The sequence below is a fragment of the Microbacterium sp. AC132 genome (assembly GCF_979258525.1).
This window is the reverse complement of record NZ_OZ409862.1, coordinates 1,857,512-1,875,084: the sequence shown is the minus strand read 5'-3', so window position 1 is coordinate 1,875,084 and position 17,573 is coordinate 1,857,512. Positions and strand designations below refer to the sequence as shown.

The window sequence follows — 17,573 nt, the reverse complement described above, 5'->3', positions numbered from 1 at the left end:
TGTGACCGTCCGCCTGATCGCGACCGATCTCGACGGGACACTGCTCGACTCCTCGTCATCGGTCACGCGGCGCACCCGCGCGGTCCTCGACGCGGCGCGCGCCCGTGGCATCCACGTCGTCCCGGTGACCGCTCGTCAGCCGATCGGTCTACGCGCGCTCGCGGACGGCGCGGGCTTCGACGGCTGGGCGCTGTGCAGCAACGGCGCCTACGCGACACATCTCGTCGACGGACGGATGCTGTTCGCGGAAGAGCTTCCGGCAGAGACGATCCGCACCCTGGCCGAGGCGCTGCGCGCCAGCATCCCCGGACTGCTGTTCGCGAGCGTGCGTGAGGGCGGCGAGACGTTCGTCGCGCAGCACGGCTATGCCGAGATCGCCGATCTCGCCGACCACAAGCGCGATCCACGCACGATGGGCGGCGTCGAGCTCGATCATGTGCTGGCCGCACCCAGCCTCAAGCTCGTGATCCGGCACCCAGAACTCGCCCCGACGGCGTTGTTCGACGCGCTGCGCGACCTCGGGCTGACCGGTTTCGAGGCGACGCTCTCAGGCGCCCCGTTCGTCGAGGTCATGGCCGAGGGCGTGACCAAAGCCACCGGGCTCGCGCGCCTCTGCGAGCACCTCGAGATCGACCGCCGCGATGTGATCGCTTTCGGCGACGCCCTCAACGATGTCGAGATGCTGCGCTGGGCCGGACACGGCGTCGCGATGGCCGACGCCGACGACGTCGTGCAGGATGCCGCGGATGAGACGACCACCTCGAACGACGACGACGGGGTGGCGAGGGTGATCGAGCGGGTGCTCGGCGCCCGCTGAGCAGGACAGTGAGAACCCGGCCCCTTCCGCAGAAGTCACCGGGTCCTCGTCGCCAACGCCGTCAGCTGCGCACGCGCCGACGACGCACGAGCAACAGGCCGGCGAACAGCAGGCCGGCCGCCATCATCGACGCGAACGCGGGCACATCACCACCGGTGTTGGCCAGCGTGTCGCCACGAGCCTCGACCGCGCCCGCACCCGCTGCCGTCGTGGTCGGAACCGCCGCGATCGGTGCTGCGGGGGCCGGTGCCTGGGTCACCTGCAGAGCGACGCTCGCCACCACCTCCGACTGCGCGTTCAGCGCCACGAGCGTGTGCGCTCCCGGAGGCGTGCTCGCGGGAATACGGAAAGTACCGGTGAGCGCGCCGTTCGCGTCGGCGGTCAGGGTTCCCAGAGCCACCGGAGTCGAGCGCAACTCGAACGCGATCGTCGCGCCAGGGGTGAACCCGGTACCCGAGACGTCGATGTCACCGCCGGCGCGGGTGGACGCGATCGAGACCGTCAGCTCGGGCTCCGGTTCGGGCTCGGGTTCCGGTTCAGTGATCGGCACGAGAGTGAAGTCGATGCCGTCCACTGTCGTGGAGGCGACTGCCGTGACGGGGGTCGCGAGCTCCGCCGTCTCGACGCCGTCGTAGAACTGGGGCTTCGCCGTCGTCGGGCTGTCGTTGTAGAAGATCGCAGATGCCTTGAGGATGTACGTCCCGGCAGGGATGTTGAGGGTGTACGCCCCGGTCTGCCGATCGGCGATCACATACCCGACACGTTCGCTGCCGTCCCACGCTTCGACGAGCATCTCCCGGTCTTCCGAGCTCGCCATCGTGACCGTGCCGGCGATGGTCGCCGCTGCATCGAGCTGTGCGTCGACACCCGTGACGTCGTCGCCGGCCGCGACCACCACAGAGGTGGCGTCCTCGGGGACGGCGGCGTCGTCCCAATACTCGTCGAGCAGGCCGGAATCGAAGGCGTCGAAACTCACCAGGTAGGTCCCCGGCGCGACGGCGACGCGAAAACTGCCGTCACTGCCGACGAATGCGAACCGCATGTCTCGGTCGATGCCGCTGACCGTGACAGAAGCGTTGACGGGAGAACCGTCGGCGGTCTTCGTCACGGTGCCGCTGATGTAACCGACGCGTTCGAGTGCGGCATCCACATTCGTCACCGTCTGCTTCTCGACGATCGTGATGAGCGTCGCGGCGTCCCAGCCGTATGCGTCGTCCCAGAACTCCCACACCAGGTCGGGGTCAGGCGACCCGAAATACAGGCGGTAGGAGCCGCCAGGAAGACCGCCGAGGTGGTACTCGCCGGACGCGTCGGCCTGGGTCGATGCGACGATCTCGTTGTTGTCCGAGAGTGCCGAGACAGTGGCGCCCGCGACCGCTGAGCCGTCCTGCGCCCGGGTGACGATGCCCTCGATGGCGCCGCCGGTGCTCAGCGACGCGTCGATGTCGGCGACCGACGCACCGCCGGCAATGACGACAGGAGTGGCGGCCGAGGAATCTGTGACTCCATCCCAGTGCTCGCGCATGAGGTCCGTCCCGCCTCCGGCCCAGAACGACACGACGTAGGAGTCGTCCGCGAGTCCACGAAGGGTGTAGTCGCCGTTCTCGTCCGTGAGGGCCGTCGGTGTCACCCACGCGCGCCCGCTCACCGACACGCTCACGCCGGAGATCGGAGCCCCGTTGTCTTCGCGTGTCACGGTGCCGCTGATCGTCCCGGTGCCCTGAGGCGCCGGTGGCGGTGGCGGGATCAGTGCCGGAGGCGGCATCAGTGCAGGGGCGGCGTCGAGATCGAGCGGGTCGGCTGCGATGTCGTCGGTCGTCGCGATCACCTCGCCTGTGGTCGCCCCGGGATCGATCGTCGGATCGTCCTCCACAGCTCCCGCTGCGGTCGCTCCCCCGAGTGCGAGTGCGATCGCCGCCACCCCACCCAGAACTGCATGAATCAGAGCGCGTCGTTGCGCCATAGCTCCACCCTCCGACGGAAGTCGAGCACGCCGTGAACGGACCCTGCGCCGGACCTCGGAACCGCGGCCGTTCCGGCCGCGTTGAGTTGAAGCTATCGGATCGCCACGCAGGAGGGAAGAAGCGGGCGATATACCGTTTCAGTCATCGAAGGTGCCGACCTCGGGCACCCGATCCGTCCGTCCGTAGCGCAGCAGCAGCACTCCACTGTCGTCGGCGACCGGCGCCTCGAGCAGCCGCAGCACCGCCGGCTCGGCGCCGTCGTCGAAGACCTTCTTGCCCGTGCCGAGGAGGATCGGATAGACCCACAGGTTGAGCTCGTCGAACAGACCCTCGGCCAGCAGCGAGTGCGCGAGGTCGATGCTGCCGATCACGTGCACCTCGTCGTGCCGCTCGCGCATCGCGGCGATCTCCGCGGCGAGATCGTCTCCGACGCGCTCGCTGCCCTTCCACGACAGATCGAGGTCGGCATCCCGTGTCGCCACATACTTCGGGACCCGATCGAAGAGCCTGCCGATCTCCCCCGACGGACCGTCGGTGTGATGCGGCCAATACGCGGCGAAGATGTCGTACGTGCGGCGCCCGAGCAGCAGCGCATCGAGTCCCTGCATCCCCCGCTGCACCTGGGGCCCCATCCCGGACGACGGATACCCCGCCTGCCAACCGCTGAACTCGAAGCCTCCGGACGGATCCTCGTCGATACCGCCCGGCCCCTGTGCGACGCCGTCGAGGGTCATGAAGAGGTCGATCAGAATGCGTCCGGTCATCAGAGTGCTCCTTCGCACGAGAGGGCGGCGATGTTCACAGTATGCGCTCGTTCTGCTCGGCGGGTGCCGGCACCTCCGCGCCCCAGCGGCCGAGAGCCTCGATCGCCTCCCGCAATGCGACGCCTCGCTCGGTGAGGGCATAGGCGCGCGTGTTGTGCCGCAGGGGCAGTCGCCGCAGCACTCCGGCCGCTTCGAGCTCGCGCAGACGTGTCGCGAGGATGTTCGTCGGAGCTCCGAGCTCACGCTGCAGATCGCCGTATCTCTGCGGCCCGTCGAGCAGCTTCTCGACGATGAGCAGGGCCCAACGGGCACCGACGACATCGAGGGCTGCGGCGAGGTCGCTCACGCGCCCGGATCGGCGTCCGGCTTCATCCAGAACGGCGAGTAGTGATAGCCGTCCGGATCGTCGAACTGGCGCTGATACATGAAGGGGTAGTCGTCGGTGTCGCCGATCCGACCGCCGGCGGCAGCCGCGCGGTCGACCAGCTCGTCGACCGCCTCACGACTGTCGAGGTCGAACGAGACAGTGACCTTCGAGGGGGTGTCAGGGCCGCCGATCACGTCTTCCGTGCCGCCGACGCTCGCATACATCTCGCGGCTGCCGAGCATCACGTACTGCTCGGGCGCGATCATGAAGCACGACACATTGTGATCGGACATCTCGGCGTTGAGGGTCCAGCCGAGAGCGGTGTAGAACGCGGTGGCCCGGTCGACGCTCTCGACGGGGCAGGTGATGAAGAGGCTCATGCGCCAACACTTGCAAAATACAAGTGACGCGTCAAGAGCTTCTGCGGTCCCGCCGCAATCCCACCAGCGCGAGCACTCCGGCTCCGGCCGTGAGCGCGGCCACCGCCGCGAGACCGACGCCGGGGACGGATGCCGTCGCCACGGCGCCCGCCACGAGAGGACCACCCGCATCTCCCAGCTCGCGTCCGAGTTCGGCGCTGCCCATCGTGCGGCCCATCCGCTCCGGCGGGGTCGATGCGGCCAGGTGCGAGAACGCGATCGGCGTCGCGACCCCGACGCCGATGCCGACCAGCAGCGCGGTGACGACGAGCGCGGCCGGAGTCTGCGTGACCGCGGCGAGCGCGATGCCGGCCGCGATCAGCGCCAGGCCGCCGACGGCGCCTGTGCGCACCGAGATGCGCCCGCGGTCATGCGCGGCGCCCACGAACGGCTGAGCCACGCTCGACGCGATCGCGAGCACGGTCACGATGGCCATGCTCCAGACGATGTCGAGCCCGGCCTGCCGCCCGAGCAGCGGGAGGAATCCGACGGCGACCGCCAGGGCGCCGGTCGTCGCCGCCAGCACCAGGGTCGGGACGAGGAATCCGGGCGCGATCAGCTCTCGACCGAGATCGACGAGCGTGACTCGCTTGCGGGGCAGCACGGCGACCCGTGGCACCGCTGCAGCGACCCACAGTGCAGCGCCGAGACCGAGCACGGCGAGTGCCCAGAACAGCGCGGGCAGGCCGCCCCAGACCACGAGCACGGCGCCGATCAGCGGACCGAGCGCGTAGCCGAGACTCTTCCACGAGCCGTAGCGACCGAAGTACTTCCCGCGGGTGGCATCGTCGGTGAGCCGGGCGACGGCAGCCGACGACGACGGCGAGAAGGCTGATGCCGCCGCCCCCTGCCCGAATCGACCGATGACGAGTCCGAGCATGCCGGGAACCACGGCGCCGAGGACCGAGAACGCCGAGAACGCGAGGAGGCCGCCGATGATGACAGGGCGCACGCCCACCCGGTCGCTCAGCGCGCCGAACAGCGGCTTGAGCAGCACCTCGGCGAGGTCGTAGAGCGCGAGGGTGAGCCCGAACGCGAGCAGCGTCCACCCGATGTCCTCGGTCTCCGCGCCCAGCGCCGCGGCGATGCCGTGGGCCCCGAAAGCGGTGGTGAATCCGGCGAGGTAGAGCGGGGCGAGGCGGGGCTTCGCGGTGTGCGGAGTCGAGGTCACGCTCGATTCTCGCAGGATCGCGTGTCTGCACGTCACCACGGCCCCGCCACGATCCCCCGTGCGGGGGATGCCGCCGCATCCGCCCCGGCTCTACGGTAAGAGGATGCCTGCAGCGCCGTTCACCCGCATCCCCAGCGTCCGCGAGCAGCGCAGCGACCTCGTGCTCGCGGCGGTCATGTTCGTCGGCGCCGTCCTCAGCGCCGCTCTCTCGACCGTCGCCGACATCTACGGCGACACCCGGGCAGAACCGTGGACGGCTCTCGTCTACGCGGTCGCGGTCACCGCACCGCTGGCCGTGCGTCGGCGCTGGCCGGCCCCGGTCGCGATCGCCGTGTCGCTGGCATACTTCCTCGCCATCTCTTTCCAGGTGCCCGAGATCTATGTCGGCAACATCGCCATGTTCGTGTCGCTCTATACGGTCGGCGCCTGGATGAACAACCGCCGGGCCGCGATGATCGTGCGCGTCGGCATCATCCTCGGCATGTTCGTCTGGCTGATCATCACGATGTACCGCGAAGCCATCGAAGAGGCGGCGAAGGCCGAGGTCGCGGCGGGACTCCTGTCTCCGTACCTCGCGTTCATGCTCATCCAGCTGCTGCTGAACGTGCTGTACTTCGGCGGCGCCTACTACTTCGGCGAGCGCTCCTGGCACGCCGCACGCGAACGCGCGGTGCTCGAGCAGCGCACGGCCGAACTCGAGCAGGAGCGCGAGGTGACCGCGGCGCAGGCCGTCGCCCTCGACCGCGTGCGCATCGCCCGAGAGCTGCATGACGTGGTCGCCCATCACGTGTCGGTCATGGGCGTGCAGGCGGGCGCCGCTCGTCTCGTGATCGATCAGGACCCTGCGAAGACCACGAGCATCCTCAGCGGCATCGAGGACTCCGCGCGCGATGCGATCCACGAGCTGCGGCAGTTGCTCGAGACGCTTCGCACACCCGGCGGCGAGACGGCGGATGCCGCGTCGACCGTGACGCTCGACGACATCCGCTCGTTGGTCGACGCGTCGTCGGAGGCGGGGCTGCCCACCGACTATGCGGTGATCGGCACCCCGAGGCCCGTGCCCTCGGTCGTGTCCGTGAACCTGTATCGCATCACCCAGGAGTCGCTCACGAATGCTCGGCGTCATGCCGGCGTCGGCGCGACCGCCGATGTGCGCGTGCGCTACGACGATGACGGGGTCGAGGTCGAGATCGTCAACACCGGTCGCGCCGTGGCCGTGCTTCGCCCCGGACTCGGTCAGCTGGGCATGCGCGAGCGCGCCGCGGCATCCGGTGGCACGCTCGACGTCGCTCCTCGCGCGGCGGGAGGTCTGCGGGTGCGGGCTCGAGTTCCGCTGACCGGCGCCGGCGGCGCGCAGGCCGCGTCGCCGATCGAGACGGGTGTCTCCACATGAGCGGGTCCGACGCACCCATCCGCGTCCTGCTCGTCGACGATCACGCGATGCTGCGAGCCGGATTCCGGACGATCCTCGACACGCAAGCCGACATCACGGTGGTCGGCGAGGCGGCGACCGGCGCCGACGCCGTGGCGCAGGCATCCGCTCTGCGCCCCGACGTCATCACGATGGACGTGCAGATGCCCGACATGGACGGCATCGAGGCCACTCGGCGGATCGTCGCCGACCCGGAGGTCGGCGCGGCCATCGCGATCGTCACGACGTTCGATCGCGACGACTACCTCTATCAGGCGCTGGACGCCGGTGCGAGTGGCTTCCTGCTCAAGAACGCCGGCGCCGAGGATCTCATCGCCGCGGTGCGGGCCCTCGCCGCGGGCGACGGGATGCTGGCACCCGAGGTCACACGACGCGTACTGGCTCGGTTCACGACGGCCCCCGGACCGGCATCCGGACCGGCATCCGCCTCCGCGCCATCGCAGGTCGCAGCGACCGTGCTCGCCGACCCGCTCACCGACCGTGAGGCGGAGGTGCTCGTGCTGCTGGCCGATGCGCGCAGCAACGCCGAGATCGCGAGCGCCCTGTTCATCGGAGAGGCGACGGTGAAGACGCACGTGTCGCGCATCCTGCAGAAGCTCGGCGCGCGCGACCGCGTGCAGGCCGTCGTCCTCGCGCACCGGATGGGATTGGCGTGACCTCGACACGCGATAGCCTCTGACGCATGCCGACCGCCGCGCCCCTCTCCCGACCGATCCTGGCCGGGGTGGTCACCGCGCTGGTCGGGTTCACGAGCTCGTTCGCCGTGGTGCTCACGGGCCTCAGCGCCGTCGGAGCGACCCCCGAGCAGGCCGCCAGCGGGCTGCTCGCGGTCAGCCTCACGATGGGGCTCGCCTGCGTCGTCCTCGCCTGGCGATATCGGATGCCGATCACCGTCGCCTGGTCGACTCCCGGCGCCGCCCTCCTCGCCGCCACCGGAGCAGTCGACGGCGGATGGTCGGCAGCCGTCGGCGCGTTCCTCGTCACGGCCGCGCTCATCCTGCTCACGGCGCTGTGGCCCGCTCTCGGCACCCTGATCGCCCGCATCCCTCCGTCCATCGCGCAGGCCATGCTCGCCGGGGTGCTCCTGCCCCTCTGTCTCGCACCGATCACCGGACTCATCGCGAATCCGTGGGGCGTGGTTCCCGTGGTGATCACGTGGTTGGTCTTCGCGCGTCTCGCGCCGCGGTGGGCCGTGCCGCTCGCCTTCGTCGCGGCAGCAGTCGTGGTGGCCGTCTCGTTGGTGCAGGAGAGCACGGCAGTGGATGCCGGACTCCTCGTCCCCCGGATCGAGCTGACCGCCCCCACGTTCACGGTCGGCGCTCTGGTCGGGGTGGCGCTGCCGCTGTTCATCGTGACGATGGCCTCGCAGAACGTGCCGGGCATCGCCATCATGCGCAGCTTCGGCTACGAGGTCCCCTGGCGTCCGGCGATGCTCGTCACGGGTGTCGGCACCGCGATCGGCGCGACGGCAGGCGGCCATGCGATCAACCTCGCGGCGATCAGCGCGGCCCTCGCCGCTTCACCCGACGCCGATCCCGACCCACGGCGTCGGTGGGTCGCCGGTGTCTCGACCGGCTTCTCCTACCTCGTGCTCGGCGGCTTCTCTGCAGCGTTCGCCGCGCTGGTGCTGCTCGCTCCCGACGCAGTCATCCCGGCTGTCGCGGGGCTCGCGCTGTTCGCCGCCTTCGGGTCGTCGGTGCAGCAGGCGATCGACGACCCCGGCGAGCGCATCCCCGCCGTGGTGACCTTCCTGGTGGCGGCATCCGGCATCGCGGTGCTGGGCGTCAGCGCCGCATTCTGGGCTCTCGTGGCCGGACTCCTCGTGCGCACCGCTCTGCACGCCGGCCGTCGCTGACGCTGCGGAGAAGGCGCTCGGCTACCGTGGACGCGTGACAGTTCCCACGCCTGCTCCTGTGCCGTCGGCCGGTGCTCCCGCCGGGTCCTTCGACGCCCGCGCCCTGCTCGATCCGGTGAATCCCGCCGAGGTCGACGCGTTCGCACGCGCCCAGCGCACCGCTCACCCCACGTCGGCCGCACGGATCATCGCCTGGGTGGGCGTCGGATTCGCGCTGCTCTGCGTCGTCCCCATCCTCGGGATCATGATCCTCGGCCTCGGCTATGCGGTCGGTCAGGAGGCGGGGGTCGCCGTCGCCGCGCTCATCGGGCTCGTGCTTCTCGCCGGCATCGTCGTCGGCGTCGTGATGCTCGTGCGCCGCAGCATCCGCCTGCGCAACATCACTCGCTTCCGCCTCGCGCGATTCGCCCGGGCCAACGCCATGAGCTATCTCGACCGCATCGACGAGCCGCCCCTGCCCGGCATGATCTTCTCGTCGGGCTCGAGTCGGATGTCGACCGACGTGCTGCGCGGCGTGGAGCCGCGTTTCGTCGAGTTCGGCAACTACCAGTACACGACCAGCAACGGCAAGCAGTCGACGACGCATCGCTGGGGATACGTCGCGGTCAAACTCGACGTGCCCCTGCCGAACATCGTGCTCGACGCGCTCGGGAACAACACGCTCGGCAGCACGCTCGCTGGCGCCTTCAGAAGCGACCAGCGCCTCTCGCTCGAGGGCGACTTCGACCGCTACTTCTCGCTCTACTGCCCGACGGGCTATGAGGTCGATGCGCTGTACCTGTTCACCCCCGATGTGATGGCGCGCTTCATCGACCACGCCGCGCAGCTCGACGTCGAGATCGTCGACGACTGGCTGTTCCTCTATGCACGACGCGATGTCTCGACCCTCGACCCGGCCACCTGGGCGTGGCTGTTCGGAGCCGTCGGGGCGCTTCTCACGAAGCTCGACCAGTGGGCGCGCTGGCGCGATGACCGGCTGCGGCTCACGCAGCATCCGGGATCCCCGGCAGCACTGCAGGGTCCAGGGCAGATTCCAGGGCAGCATCCTGGCCCTTATCCGGGAGCTCCCGCCCTGCCGTTCGCTGCGCCCGCAGGGCTGCTCACTCCCCCGCCGCCGGGCGTCGCCCTGCCCGGCCAGCGCCTCCGGCGACGCAGCCCCTGGCTGATCGTCGGGATCATCGTCGGCGTCATGTTCGTCGTGACCATGGCCCCGTTCGCGCTCGGGATCCTCTCGGTGCTCTTCCTGCGTTGACGCGGGCTCTCCCCCGCACGGCGGACCACCGTCGCCTCCCGCGCTGCGCAACTCCACCCGCAGATCCGCCACGCGGGGGATGCCGCGGTCCCGCACCGCGCCATAGCGTGAAGGCATGACCACAGGAAAGCTCGTACTCACCGGCATCACCAAGAGCTATGGCTCTCGGCGCGTGCTCGACGACGTCTCATTCGAGGTGGCGCCGGGGCGCCTCACCGGGTTCGTCGGCGGCAACGGTGCCGGCAAGACCACGACCATGCGCATCGTCCTCGGGCTGCTCGGCTCCGACGGGGGCACCGTCGCACTCGACGGTCGGCCGCTGTCGAGCACCGACCGGCGCCACTTCGGCTACATGCCCGAAGAGCGCGGCCTCTACCCGAAGATGAAGGTGCTCGAGCAGATCGTCTACCTCGCCCGTCTGCACGGCTTCAGCAAGGCGGATGCCGAGTCGCGCGCGACCGCGCTGCTCACCGAGCTGGGACTCGGCGAGCGCCTGGGAGACACGATCGAGTCGCTGTCGCTCGGCAACCAGCAGCGCGCGCAGATCGCCGCCGCCCTCGTGCACGACCCCGAGGTGCTCATCCTCGACGAGCCGTTCTCAGGCCTCGACCCGCTCGCGGTCGACGTCGTCGCATCGGTGCTCCAGGCGAGCGCCGCCAAGGGCGCGTCGATCCTGTTCTCCTCGCACCAGCTCGATGTGGTCGAGCGGCTCTGCGACGACCTGGTGATCCTCGCCGGCGGCACGATCCGCGCGGCCGGCTCGCGCGACGGGCTGCGCGCTCAGCACGCCGGCGACCGCTACGAGCTGGTCTCCGCCGGGGATGCCGGCTGGCTGCGCGCCGAGCCCGGCGTGACCGTGATCGATTTCGAGGGCGGCTACGCCCTGTTCGACGCCGAGGACGCCGACACCGCGCAGCGCGTGCTGCGCACCGCCGTCGAACGCGGAGACGTCGCGAGCTTCGCCCCCAAGCATCCGTCCCTCGCCCAGATCTTCAAGGAGGTCATCCAGTGAGCACCTCGAACACCACCGGGTCTGCAGGCTCGCCCTCGCAGGCATCGATGATCTGGCTCGTCGCCGAGCGGGAGATCGGGTCGAAGCTGCGCAGCAAGGCGTTCCTGATCTCCACCGGAATCCTGCTGCTGCTCGCCCTCGCCGGGATCGTGATCGGGGGCTTCGCGAGCAAGAACACCGATGCGATGCCCGTCGCAGTGACCTCCGAGACGGCATCCGAGGTGTCGGCTCTCCCCGCGGTCGAGATCACCGAGGTCGCCGACCAGGCCGCGGCCGAAGAGCTCGTGCGATCGGAGAAGGTCGACGCCGCGGTGCTCCCCGGCGACGGACCGACCGGGGTGACGATCATCGCTCTCAAGGACGCACCGACCAGCCTCGTGTCGGCGCTGTCGCAGGCACCCGACATCGAGATCCTCGAACCGGCCACGACGAACCCGCTGCTGCGGTACTTCATCGCGATCGCGTTCGGAGTCGTCTTCATGGGTGCGGCGGCGACCTTCGGCGGCACCATCGCGCAGAGCGTCGTGGAGGAGAAGCAGACCCGCGTGGTCGAGATCCTGCTGTCGACCATCTCCGCCCGCACGCTGCTGGCGGGCAAGGTGATCGGCAACACGATCCTCGCGATGGGGCAGATCCTCGCCCTCGCCGCGGTCGCCACCATCGGTCTCATAGCGACGGGTCAACGCGAGGTGCTGTCGACCCTCGGCGCCCCGATCATCTGGTTCGCCGTGTTCTTCCTCTTCGGCTTCATCCTGCTGGCGGCCCTGTTCGCCGCTGCCGCATCGATGGTCTCGCGTCAGGAGGACATCGGCTCGACCACCACCCCGATCACGATGCTGATCATGGCGCCGTACATCCTGGTCATCTTCTTCAACGACAACCCGCTGGTGCTGACGATCATGTCGTACGTGCCGTTCTCGGCTCCGGTCGGCATGCCGATGCGGCTGTTCGTCGGCGAGGCGCAGTGGTGGGAGCCGCTGCTCAGCCTCGTGATCCTGCTCGCCAGCTGCGTCGCGGCGATCATGATCGGCGCGAAGATCTACGAGAACTCGCTGCTGCGCATGGGGTCGCGGGTCAAGCTCGGCGAGGCGCTGCGCGGCTGAGGTCGCTCGGACATCCCTCCATCGACGAGGCCCCACCCCGCAGACGTCTGCAGGGTGGGGCCTCGTCGTTCAGACGGTCACAGTCCGGGATCAGATCAGGCCCTCCGACAGGGTCGTCGGGTTGCCGAACCGGTGGTTCGTGATCGAGACGGCCTGCTCGTGCAGGAACGGCAGCATCTCGACGCGACCCGCACCCGTCACGGCGTGCGACCAGACGGCGACATCAGGCGTGCCACCGAGGGCCTCGAACAGGGCCGACGCATCGCCGCCCACCAGGCGCACGCGCTGCCAGGTGTGCTCGGCCTTCGCCGCGGCCTTCGCGTAGCGCTTGACCCAGGCGGCGTCGTTCTCGATCTTCGGAGTCACGCCCTGCGCGCGCAGCGCCTTCTCGACGCGAGACGGCAGAGCGGATGCCGACACCGTGAACGGGCTGCCGCTGCGCAGCGCAGAGGCGATCACGCGGATGCCGTCGGCGAGCGACGCCGCCTCGGCGATGCGCACGTCGACGGCGACCGGGCGGTACCGGAACACGTTGCGCTCGACACCGAGACCGGACTTGTCGCTCACGGCGCCGAACTCGTCGACCCAGGCACGCTCGTCGGACGCGGCGGCGCGATGCAGCCACTCGATCTCGACGGCGCCGAGGTCTGCACCCGCAGCGGCGAGCACGGCCTCGACGGCCGAGTTCACGGCGGCGCCGGGCGCTGCGGCGGGAAGTTCGGCCGGGGCCCACTCTCCGAGGCCGAACAGGTAGTTCGGGCCACCGGCCTTCGCGCCGGCACCGACCGCGGAGCGCTTCCAGCCGCCGAACGGCTGACGCTGCACGATCGCGCCGGTGATGCCGCGGTTGACGTAGAGGTTGCCGGCCTCGACCTGGTCGAGCCAGGTGGCGACCTCATCGGAGTCGAGCGAGTGGATGCCGGCGGTGAGGCCGTAGTCGACGGCGTTCTGCAGACGGATCGCCTCGTCGAGGTCCTTCGCGCGCATGATGCCGAGCACGGGTCCGAAGAACTCCGTCAGGTGCGTGGTCGAGCCCGGAGCGACGCCGATCTTGACGCCGGGAGTCCACTGACGCCCCTCGTCGTCGAGCTTCTTCGGCTCGACGAGCCAGCGCTCGCCCTTTTCGAGAGTCGTCAGCGCGGTGAGCAGCTTGCCGTTCGCCGGCTCGATGATCGGTCCCATCTGGGTCGCCGGGTCGTCGGGCAGGCCGACGCGCATCGAGGTGACGGCGTCGACCAGCTGACGCTCGAAGCGCTGCGAGTCGGCGACCGAGCCCACGAGGATCGCGAGCGATGCCGCCGAGCACTTCTGCCCCGCGTGGCCGAACGCGCTGCGGGCGACGTCGGCGGCCGCGAGGTCGAGGTCGGCCGACGGCGTCACGATGATCGCGTTCTTGCCGCTGGTCTCGGCGAGCAGCGGCAGGTCAGAGCGGAACGAGCGGAACAGCTGCGCCGTCTCGTAGGCACCGGTGAGGATGACCCGGTCGACCTCGGGGCTGGCGACGAGGCGCGTGCCGAGATCGCGGTTCGCGAGATCGACGAGGGCGAGCAGGTCACGCGGCACACCGGCGGCCCACAGCGCCTCGACCATGACCGCGCCGCAGCGCTGCGTGAGCTTGGCGGGCTTGATGATCACACCGGAGCCCGAGGCGAGGCCGGCGAGCACTCCACCGGCGGGGATCGCGACCGGGAAGTTCCACGGCGGCGTCACGACGGTGACCTTGGACGGGACGAACTCCGCACCCGAGACGTTCTCGAGGTCGAGGGCACGCTCGGCGTAGTAGTGCGCGAAGTCGATCGCCTCCGAGACCTCCGGGTCGGCCTCGGCGATGGTCTTGCCCGCCTCGTGGGCCATGATCTCGATCAGCTGGCCGCGACGGGCTGCGAGCTCGTCGCCCGCGCGGTGCAGCACGGCCGCCCGCTCGGCGGCCGGCAGGGCGGCCCACCGCACGGCGGCGGCGGATGCGGCGGCGAAGATGCCGTCGAGCTCGTCGGTCGTCTCGACCTTGGCGAGAGCGATCGAGTCGAGACCCAGTGTCGACTCCAGCGACCGCGCCAGGATCTCGCGACCCCAGGTGCGGTTCGCGGCGATCGCCGGGTCGCTGTCGGGCTGGTTCTCGAAACCGGTGGTCACCTCACCGCCGGCACCCGCGGCGGCCTCGGCCGCACGGTCCTGCACGCGGTTCGACGAGGGCACGGAGCGGTCGGCCTCGAGACCGGCCAGGGAGCGCTCGAAGCGCTCACGCTCGCGAGTGAGCAGTGCGGGGTCCGATGCGAGCTCGAACACGGCCGACATGAAGTTCTCCGGGCTCGCGTTCTCCTCGAGGCGGCGCACGAGGTACGCGATGGCCACGTCGAACTCGGCCGGGTTCACCACGGGCGTGTAGAGCAGCAGCTGACCGACGTCCTTGCGGACGGCCTCGGCCTGACCCGTCGCCATGCCGAGGAGCATCTCGTACTCGACGGCATCCGTCACCCCGCGGGCCTGCGCCAGCAGCCAGGTGTAGGCGATGTCGAAGAGGTTGTGTCCCGCGACACCGATGCGCACGGCATCCAGTCGATCGGGCGTCATCGACCAGTCGAGCACGCGCTTGTAGTTCGTGTCGGAATCCTGCTTGGTGCCGTAGGTGGCGAGCGGCCAGCCGTGCACCGCCGAGTCGACGTGCTCCATGGCGAGGTTCGCGCCCTTGACGACGCGCACCTTGATCGGCGCACCGCCCTTCGCGCGGCGAGCCGAGGCCCACTCCTGGAGATGCTGCATCGCGCCGAGCGCATCGGGCAGGTAGGCCTGCAGCACGATCCCGGCCTCGAGCTTCTCGAGCCCGGGCTGGTCGAGGATGCTGGTGAACGCCGCGATCGTCAGGTCGAGGTCGCGGAACTCCTCCATGTCGAGGTTGATGAACTTGGTCTTGCCGGCGGCCTCCGAGGTCGCGGCGAGCTCGTACAGGGGGGTGAGCTTCTCGACGACGTCGGCCACGGCCTCGTCGAACGACCACATCGACAGCTGGCTGACGACGCTCGACACCTTGATCGACACGTAGTCCACGTCCTTGCGGGCGAGGAAGTCGTAGGTGCCCTGCAGGCGGCGGCCGGCCTCACGCTCGCCGAGCACCGCCTCGCCGAGGAGGTTGAGGTTCAGGCGGTTGCCGCTCTTGCGCAGCTTCGCGATCGCCGGGCCGAGCTTCGACGGCGTCGCGTCGAGCACGAGGTGCCCGACCATCGCGCGCAGCACGCGGCGCGAGATCGGCACGACGACGCCGGGCAGCTTGGGCGCCCAGAAGCCGCCGGTCTTGATCGCGGCGCGGAGGTAGCCGGGCAGCAGCGAGGGCGTGATGTCCGAGAGGTCGGCGAGAGCGCGGCCGGCGACACTGAGGTCTTCCGGGCGCATCACGCCGTCGACGAAGCCGACCGTGAAGGCGAGTCCGTTCGGGTCCTTGAGAACCTCGGAGAGACGCTGCGCTGCGGGCTCGACGGGGTGCGTCTCGCTCTCGGTGAGCCAACGCTGCACGAGGGCGGCGACCTCGTCGGTGCTCGGCGTGGTGTCGGGGGTGGTGGTGTCGGCGACGACAGTCATCGGGGTGAGCCTTCCAGGGGGATCGCACACCCGGGAACGTGTGCGGCTCGATCATTGTCAGCCTCGCCGGTAGGCTACGTCTATCAACCGATTCGGGACCATTCTGTTCAGCCGGAGTGAACGATGGGGACGACTCCGAAAGGCTCAGGATGCTCGACGTCAACCGACTGCGGATGCTGGTCGAACTGTCTCGTCGCGGCACGCTCTCGGCCGTCGCCGATGCGCTCTCGTACAGCAAGGCTTCGGTGTCGCAGCAGCTCAGCGCCCTCGAACGAGACGTCGGCGTCCCGCTGCTCCGCCGGGTGGGGCGCGGCGTGCAGTTCACCCCGCAGGGCACCGTGCTCGTGGCCGAGGCGATCGGCATCCTCGATCAGCTCGAACACGCCGAGGTGGCGGTCGCCGAGTCGCTCACCGAGGTGACCGGCACCGTGCACATCGCGGTCTTCCAATCGACGGCGCACTCCCTGCTCCCCGGGGCGCTCAACGCGCTGCGCGAGCAGCATCCGGCCCTGCGCGTCGAGGTCACCGAGAGCGATCCCGAGACCGGGCTCGTCGGCGTCTCGAGCCGCGACTTCGACCTGATCCTCGCCGAGCAGTACCCCGGTCGCACCCGCCCGATCCACGCCGATCTCGATCGCGTGGTGCTCGTGCACGACTCCATCACGCTGGCCAGGAAGCCGGGAACCCGGGATGCCGAGGACGCCGTCGCCGCGCTCTGGTCGACCAGGGATGCGCCGTGGGTGCTCGAACCCGCAGGCACGGCGTCGCGAGCCTGGGCCGAGCAGCTGTGCCGCACCGCCGGCTTCGAGCCCGACGTGCGCTTCGAGGTCGCCGATCTCACGGCGCACGTGCGTCTGATCCGCGCCGGTCTCGCCGTCGGACTCCTTCCCGAGCTCGTGTGGGCCGGCGAGGCACCGACCGTCGCGCTCACGCCGCTGCCCGATGAGCCACGTCGGGAGATCTTCTCCTCCGCTCGTCGGGTATCGGCCGCAGCGCCGTCGATCCGTGCGGTGCGGCGAGCTCTCGCTTCCGCCGCATCCCGCAACCTGCTGGACTGAGCGCGGATCGTCCCCCGACGTCATCTCGCGTCATCGGGAATATGCGTTCACATACATCTGTTGAGACCCTCGTACCCGGACGAAGGAGTCCGATCGACTCCTTTTCGAAAGGCACTTCCGTGAGCACTCCCGTGATCGACCGCACCGCCCCCACCGAGCACCCCGTCCTCGACGTCCTCGCCGGCCGCTGGAGCCCCCGCGCCTACGACGCCGAGACCACGATCGACGACGCCAAGCTGAACGCCGCCCTCGAGGCCGCACGCTGGTCGCCGTCGGCCTACAACCTGCAGCCGTGGCGGTTCATCGTCGCTCGCCGCGGCACCGCACTGTTCGACCAGGTCGTCGACTCGCTGGTCGAGTTCAACCAGCTCTGGGCCTCGAAGGCCTCGGCGCTCGTCGTCGCGATCGCCGAGACCGAGTCCGAAGAGGGCAAGGCGATCAGCCACGCGGTCTACGACCTCGGCCAGGCCGTCGCGCACTTCTCGGTGCAGGCCCACCACGAGGGTCTTCTCGTGCACCAGATGAGCGGCTTCGACCCCGAGGTCATCCGCGAGTTCGCCGACCTGTCGCCGCGATTCTCCGCCCTCACCGTCATCGCTGTCGGTGAGCTCGGTGACGCCGCCGGTCTTCCTGAAGGACTCCAGCAGGGCGAGACCGCTCCGCGCGTGCGTCGCCCGATCGACGAGACCGTCATCCTCAGCGCCTGACGCATCGCCCACGGGCATGACAAGAGGGGCGGATGCCATGGCATCCGCCCCTCTTGTCATGCCCGGGCGTGACCGAGCC

General features: G+C 69.8%; 15 protein-coding genes. 9 read left to right on the top strand and 6 right to left on the bottom strand.

Annotated elements, in window-relative coordinates; genetic code table 11:
• The first annotated feature begins 1 nt into the window (after window position 1).
• Window positions 2–817: a Cof-type HAD-IIB family hydrolase gene (locus ACZZZQ_RS08905; RefSeq protein ID WP_463507367.1), complete on the top strand. Its 816-nt coding sequence runs from the start codon at window positions 2–4 to the stop codon at window positions 815–817.
• A gap of 61 nt (window positions 818–878) precedes the next feature.
• Here the strand turns inward: ACZZZQ_RS08905 and ACZZZQ_RS08900 are convergent, their stop codons facing one another.
• From ACZZZQ_RS08900 to ACZZZQ_RS08880, 5 genes are all read right to left on the bottom strand, one after another.
• Entirely contained in the window at window positions 879–2,780 is a 1,902-nt protein-coding gene (locus ACZZZQ_RS08900) for a carboxypeptidase regulatory-like domain-containing protein (RefSeq protein WP_463507366.1), read from the bottom strand.
• A 138-nt stretch (window positions 2,781–2,918) separates the two neighbouring features.
• Complete coding sequence (locus ACZZZQ_RS08895) at window positions 2,919–3,545, bottom strand: dihydrofolate reductase family protein (RefSeq protein WP_400338969.1); 627 nt, start codon at window positions 3,543–3,545, stop codon at window positions 2,919–2,921.
• A gap of 34 nt (window positions 3,546–3,579) precedes the next feature.
• The gene (locus ACZZZQ_RS08890) at window positions 3,580–3,891 is read right to left on the bottom strand and encodes a winged helix-turn-helix transcriptional regulator (protein ID WP_056280383.1); all 312 of its coding nucleotides are present in this window, start codon (window positions 3,889–3,891) and stop codon (window positions 3,580–3,582) included.
• A complete protein-coding gene (locus ACZZZQ_RS08885; RefSeq protein ID WP_053098028.1) occupies window positions 3,888–4,292 on the bottom strand; it encodes a VOC family protein in 405 nt (134 codons plus the stop codon). The genes ACZZZQ_RS08890 and ACZZZQ_RS08885 overlap by 4 nt, the downstream gene beginning before the upstream one ends.
• A 31-nt stretch (window positions 4,293–4,323) precedes the next feature.
• Window positions 4,324–5,502: an MFS transporter gene (locus ACZZZQ_RS08880; RefSeq protein ID WP_463507365.1), complete on the bottom strand. Its 1,179-nt coding sequence runs from the start codon at window positions 5,500–5,502 to the stop codon at window positions 4,324–4,326.
• Between the two features lie 103 nt (window positions 5,503–5,605).
• On the opposite strand from ACZZZQ_RS08880, the gene ACZZZQ_RS08875 reads away from it, so the two are divergent.
• The 6 genes from ACZZZQ_RS08875 (at window position 5,606) to ACZZZQ_RS08850 (ending at window position 12,156) form a co-directional block, all read left to right on the top strand.
• On the top strand, window positions 5,606–6,895 hold the full coding sequence (locus ACZZZQ_RS08875; RefSeq protein WP_463507364.1) for a sensor histidine kinase: 1,290 nt from the start codon (window positions 5,606–5,608) through the stop codon (window positions 6,893–6,895).
• Window positions 6,892–7,590 (top strand): response regulator, encoded by a 699-nt coding sequence (locus ACZZZQ_RS08870; RefSeq protein ID WP_463507363.1) that lies wholly within the window; start codon window positions 6,892–6,894, stop codon window positions 7,588–7,590. Before ACZZZQ_RS08875 ends, ACZZZQ_RS08870 begins: the two co-directional genes overlap by 4 nt.
• A 26-nt stretch (window positions 7,591–7,616) precedes the next feature.
• Window positions 7,617–8,789, top strand: coding sequence for a benzoate/H(+) symporter BenE family transporter (locus tag ACZZZQ_RS08865; protein ID WP_463507362.1), 1,173 nt, complete (start codon window positions 7,617–7,619; stop codon window positions 8,787–8,789).
• 34 nt (window positions 8,790–8,823) lie between these two features.
• The gene (locus tag ACZZZQ_RS08860; RefSeq protein ID WP_463507361.1) at window positions 8,824–10,041 is read left to right on the top strand and encodes a hypothetical protein; all 1,218 of its coding nucleotides are present in this window, start codon (window positions 8,824–8,826) and stop codon (window positions 10,039–10,041) included.
• A 115-nt stretch (window positions 10,042–10,156) separates the two neighbouring features.
• Window positions 10,157–11,053, top strand: coding sequence for an ABC transporter ATP-binding protein (locus tag ACZZZQ_RS08855; RefSeq protein WP_053098032.1), 897 nt, complete (start codon window positions 10,157–10,159; stop codon window positions 11,051–11,053).
• Between the two features lie 47 nt (window positions 11,054–11,100).
• On the top strand, window positions 11,101–12,156 hold the full coding sequence (locus tag ACZZZQ_RS08850; protein ID WP_295104212.1) for an ABC transporter permease: 1,056 nt from the start codon (window positions 11,101–11,103) through the stop codon (window positions 12,154–12,156).
• Between the two features lie 90 nt (window positions 12,157–12,246).
• Here ACZZZQ_RS08850 and ACZZZQ_RS08845 read toward each other — a convergent pair whose 3' ends face one another.
• On the bottom strand, window positions 12,247–15,729 hold the full coding sequence (locus ACZZZQ_RS08845; RefSeq protein ID WP_463507360.1) for a bifunctional proline dehydrogenase/L-glutamate gamma-semialdehyde dehydrogenase: 3,483 nt from the start codon (window positions 15,727–15,729) through the stop codon (window positions 12,247–12,249).
• A 149-nt stretch (window positions 15,730–15,878) separates the two neighbouring features.
• Here ACZZZQ_RS08845 and ACZZZQ_RS08840 point away from each other — a divergent pair, with 149 nt between their 5' ends.
• Entirely contained in the window at window positions 15,879–16,787 is a 909-nt protein-coding gene (locus ACZZZQ_RS08840) for a LysR substrate-binding domain-containing protein (protein WP_053098034.1), read from the top strand.
• 119 nt (window positions 16,788–16,906) lie between these two features.
• Window positions 16,907–17,494 carry a nitroreductase family protein gene (locus ACZZZQ_RS08835; protein ID WP_320489013.1) on the top strand — a complete coding sequence of 196 codons (588 nt, stop codon included), beginning with the start codon at window positions 16,907–16,909 and terminating at the stop codon, window positions 17,492–17,494.
• The last annotated feature ends 79 nt before the right edge of the window (window positions 17,495–17,573 follow it).

What these genes read in the sequence shown, in the direction of transcription:
- ACZZZQ_RS08900 (WP_463507366.1), bottom strand. Translation starts at nt 2,780, where the DNA reads ATGGCGCAACGACGCGCTCTGATTCATGCAGTTCTGGGTGGGGTGGCG.
- ACZZZQ_RS08845 (WP_463507360.1), bottom strand. Translation starts at nt 15,729, where the DNA reads ATGACTGTCGTCGCCGACACCACCACCCCCGACACCACGCCGAGCACC.
- ACZZZQ_RS08855 (WP_053098032.1), top strand. Translation starts at nt 10,157, where the DNA reads ATGACCACAGGAAAGCTCGTACTCACCGGCATCACCAAGAGCTATGGC.
- ACZZZQ_RS08895 (WP_400338969.1), bottom strand. Translation starts at nt 3,545, where the DNA reads ATGACCGGACGCATTCTGATCGACCTCTTCATGACCCTCGACGGCGTC.
- ACZZZQ_RS08840 (WP_053098034.1), top strand. Translation starts at nt 15,879, where the DNA reads ATGCTCGACGTCAACCGACTGCGGATGCTGGTCGAACTGTCTCGTCGC.
- ACZZZQ_RS08865 (WP_463507362.1), top strand. Translation starts at nt 7,617, where the DNA reads ATGCCGACCGCCGCGCCCCTCTCCCGACCGATCCTGGCCGGGGTGGTC.
- ACZZZQ_RS08850 (WP_295104212.1), top strand. Translation starts at nt 11,101, where the DNA reads ATGATCTGGCTCGTCGCCGAGCGGGAGATCGGGTCGAAGCTGCGCAGC.
- ACZZZQ_RS08875 (WP_463507364.1), top strand. Translation starts at nt 5,606, where the DNA reads ATGCCTGCAGCGCCGTTCACCCGCATCCCCAGCGTCCGCGAGCAGCGC.
- ACZZZQ_RS08885 (WP_053098028.1), bottom strand. Translation starts at nt 4,292, where the DNA reads ATGAGCCTCTTCATCACCTGCCCCGTCGAGAGCGTCGACCGGGCCACC.
- ACZZZQ_RS08870 (WP_463507363.1), top strand. Translation starts at nt 6,892, where the DNA reads ATGAGCGGGTCCGACGCACCCATCCGCGTCCTGCTCGTCGACGATCAC.